3 protein-coding genes are annotated in these 3,904 nt (G+C 62.1%); all 3 read left to right on the top strand.

Annotated elements, in window-relative coordinates:
• Nucleotides 1–2,097 (top strand): translocation/assembly module TamB domain-containing protein (locus ACZM96_RS09950; protein ID WP_489488859.1); only part of this gene is annotated, 2,097 nt, incomplete at its 5' end.
• Nucleotides 2,098–2,164: 67 nt separating this feature from the next.
• The gene (locus ACZM96_RS09945; protein ID WP_489488857.1) at nt 2,165–2,998 is read left to right on the top strand and encodes an acyl-[acyl-carrier-protein] thioesterase; all 834 of its coding nucleotides are present in this window, start codon (nt 2,165–2,167) and stop codon (nt 2,996–2,998) included.
• Nucleotides 2,999–3,402: 404 nt separating this feature from the next.
• The coding region (locus ACZM96_RS09940) for a nitroreductase family protein (protein ID WP_489488856.1) at nt 3,403–3,904 on the top strand (502 nt) is incomplete at its 3' end.

The raw sequence follows: 3,904 nt of genomic DNA, 5'->3' as shown, positions 1-3,904 counted from the left end.
CGCATACGCTCTTCGCAGAGCCGCGTGGCGCTTTCCGGCCTGAACGGCCGCATGAACGTCAAACACCTGTGGGCCAAGCCCGACGTTGATCTCGACGCCGGATTAAAAACACTGAAAACGCCGTCGCTCTCGCTCAACGGTCTGTCGCTCACGGCACAGGGAGGCCAGAGCAGCCTGCACGCCGCGCTGCAGAGCCGGGGCGACATCCGCTGCGACGCCGCCCTTCGCTGGAAAATCGGCGAATACACGCTCGAAAAGCTGGACGTCGATATGGTTCCGGCGCTGCTCGGCCTTTCAGGAGACGAAACGGCAGGCCTTCGCCTCGTCTCCCCCATCACGCTGCGCAGAAAAGGAGACACGTTTTCCCTGTCCGGGGCTTCGTTCGATCTTCTGCCGTCCGGCTCGATCGACATTTCCGGCAGCTGGTCGCCGAACAAGCTGTCCCTCAACGCCGACCTTGCGCTGCCCGACCTTGCCGCCTTCCGAGGCTTTTCGCAGGAACTGCCCTCAGGCTCGCTCGATCTGAATGCCGCCGTTGCCGGAACGCTGTCCCGCCCCACGGGAAACTTCAAGTTGAACTTGAAAAAAATTCTGCTTCCCGGCTCGACCATGCCTCCTGTCGATGCCGATGTCGTCGGCAGACTGGGCGTGTCGGGCAAGCGTCGCACGCTCTCCGTTTCCCTGGAGCTGCCGGAAAAAACACAGCAGAATCTCGGCCTCACAAGCTGCGTCGTGCAGGCAAATCTGCCCTTCACGTCTCCGGCACACGGCGCAGCCGTGCCCGACCTGCGCGGTCCTTTGCGCGGCGAGGTGCAGCTCTCCGGCGAGCTCGGCCGGATATGGCAGCTTCTGCCCCTGGCCGATCAACGGCTTTCCGGCGTCATTGATCTGACGGCCGATCTCTCCGGCACGTTGTCCGCGCCGGAAGTCACGATGCACGCCGCGCTCGACAACGGCCGCTTCGCCGAGCTCGTTCAGGGCGTGGAGCTCAGAAACATCCGCCTGCGCGCCGACGCCGACCGCATGAACGTCGTCAGAAAATCCGGCGGCCGACTCACGTTCGACCTTTCCGCCGAAGACGGACGCAAGGGCCGCGTCACGCTGAACGGCTGGTTCGATCCCAGAGATCTCGCGCTCTCCATCAACGGCAACATCGACAGGCTGTCTCCCCTGCGTCGGCAGGACATAAGCATCATGCTTTCCGGTTCGCTCGGCGTGTCCGGTACGGCAAACGATCCCAGCGTCCGCGCGGACATCACCGTGGACAAGGGACAGATACAGCTCGCCGACCTTCCCGGCGGCGACATCGTCACCCTGCCCATCGAACAGCCGGGCCAGAAGGCTCAGCCTCCGTCCCCGCCCCTGAAAGGAAGGCTGAACGTGCGCGTGCGCATTCCCAATCAGTTTTTCATCCGCGGCTACGGACTGGAATGCGAATGGAAAGGCGACATCAGCGCCCGCGGACCTCTCGCCAGGCCCGGCGTCACCGGCAACGTGCAGGCCGTGCGCGGCGGACTCGACGTGCTCGGCAAGCACTTCAATCTCGCCGAAGGCCGCATATCCTTCGACGGCGGGTGGCCCGTCAGCCCCATGCTGAACATCGTCATGGAATACACGGCCCCCAGCATCACGGCCGACGTCACGGTAAGCGGTCCGGCCACGAAACCGGAAATAGCGCTGTCCAGTCAGCCGACCATGCCGCAGGATGAAATCATATCCCAGATCATGTTCGGGCAGTCGGCGGGCACGCTGAGTCACGTGCAGGCTCTGCAGCTCGCCGCCGGAGCCGCGCAGCTTGCGGGTCTGGGCGGGCCGGACGTCATGGGCTTCGGCCGAAAGCTGCTGGGACTTGACGTGTTCAAGCTGAACTCGGACAATACTTCTTCCGACGACGGCAACTCCGACATGTCGAAGACCTCGCTTGAAATGGGAACCTATGTGCTCGACAACGTCTATGTCGGCGTGGAACAGGGCATAGGACGCGACAGCGATACCGGCGCCGTGGTGGAAATAGAACTCACCCCCAGCCTTGAGGCGCAGGCCAAGGCCTCGTCCAACAAGACGGAGTTCGGCCTGGAGTGGAAGAAAAATTACTGATATCTGCGGAATATCCGCAACAACGAGCAGTCCGGGGAAATCCGGACACAACGAAAGAGGCCAAAACATGCCTGAGTCTTCTGAAGACGCCTGTTCCATGGACGTCGAATTTTCCGTCCGCTACGGCGAAATAGGAGAAAACGGCGTCGCCACGCTTTCCTCGCTGGGCAACTGGCTGCAGGAATCTGCGGGCAGAAATGCCGACGTCCTGGGTTTCGGCGAAAACGATCTTCTCCAATATCATCTCACCTGGGTGCTGACGCGGCTGGTGCTGCGCATCGAGCGCCTGCCCCGCGCGGAAGAAAAACTGCGCGTTCACACCTGGCCCTCCACGTTCGACCGCTTCCGCCACAGAGGCTACGAAGTGTACGACGAGCAGAACCGTCTCATCGTGAGCGGAGGCAGCGCATGGTCGGTCATGAGCCTGGCCGACCGCTCCATGGCCCAGCTTCCCGACGAACTGGTTCCGAGATATCCTTCAGCGCCGCGCCCCTGTGCGCCCTTTGCCTGCCGCGTCATTCCCCGCCTCCGTGCGCAGCAGCCGACAAACGCGCTTCTCAGAGTGCGCAAGGACGATCTGGACATCAACGGTCACGTCAACAACACCAGATATCTGGCCTGGATTCTGGAACCCCTGCCGCCGGCCTCGGCGCTTGCATCATCCGCCGGCGAACCTCCGATGCCCCGTCTGGTGGACATCACGTTCCGTGCGGAATGCTTTCCGCAGGAAGAGCTGAACTGTCTCTGCGCTTCCTCGCCCGCTCCGTCCGGCACGGAGTCCAGCATTTTCGGACACGACGTCTCCTTCGCCGCCCTTCACTCCATTCAGCGGACTGCCGACGGAAGCGAAGTCTGCCGCGCGCTCACGCTGTGGGATCGTGCCCCGGGAAAAAAGCTCTGACAGGGAAGGCCGGAGAATCAGCGACTCCGGCCTTTTTCAAGATAATCCGCACGGCCGTGCCGCAAGGCGGGCGAGGATTCAGCCCTTTACCCTGCAAAAGGTCGCTTACGCCGCGGCAGTTCCAGAAATGAAGCAACGCCCGAACCTTCTCCGGGCGTTGTTCGGAACTCCGGTTTTGCTGCTGCATGCTCGCCGCCCTGCTCTGCGCGCCCCTCGGCTGCCGGCAGAAAAGGCGTTCCCGCAGCGCTCAGGAAGAACCCGTCGGCAAATCTTTGCAAGACGACTGCGCACTCGCAAAACTGCGGGCAGATGCGGCATGATACTCACGCCGCTCATGAGTATCATGGGCTCATCCTCTTTCCGCGTTCTCTTTTTTCCGTATGGTGAAGAAAAAAGGAGAACGCATGGACACCGCTCTTGAAGCCATTTTCACCAGGCGCAGCATACGCAGATTTTCTCCCCGCTCCGTAGAAGGCCGGATGCAGAAAACGCTGCTCAAGGCCGCCTTCGCCGCGCCTGCGGCAGAAAACGCGCAGACAAAACGTTTCATCGTCATTACCGACAGAGACAAGCTTCAAACGTTGCCGTCGCTGCACCCTTCGGCAGGGCCCGCGCAGGACGCTCCGCTTGCCGTGCTCGTCTGCTGCGACACCTCCGCCTCGCCGCAGACGGTCTTCTGGCCTCAGGACTGCGCCGCCGCCACGCAGAACATCATGCTGGCCGCGCGGATCATGGGACTCGGCGCGCTCTGGTGCGGCATTCATCCTCTTGAAGAGAGGGAACAGGCGTTCATGTCCGCCTTTTCCCTGCCGGGCATGGTGCGCCCGTTCAGTCTTGTGCTGATCGGCTATCCGCTGCAGGACTTCTTTGAGGAAAACCGCTACGATCCGAACTTTGTTCATGGGG

Source organism: Mailhella sp. (genome assembly GCF_057866825.1).
Note: the sequence above shows the minus strand (reverse complement) of the source record. Positions and strands in the feature narration are given on the sequence as shown.

Excerpts from the sequence above, each read along its gene's own strand:
- ACZM96_RS09945 (WP_489488857.1), top strand. The coding sequence starts at position 2,165 with ATGCCTGAGTCTTCTGAAGACGCCTGTTCCATGGACGTCGAATTTTCC.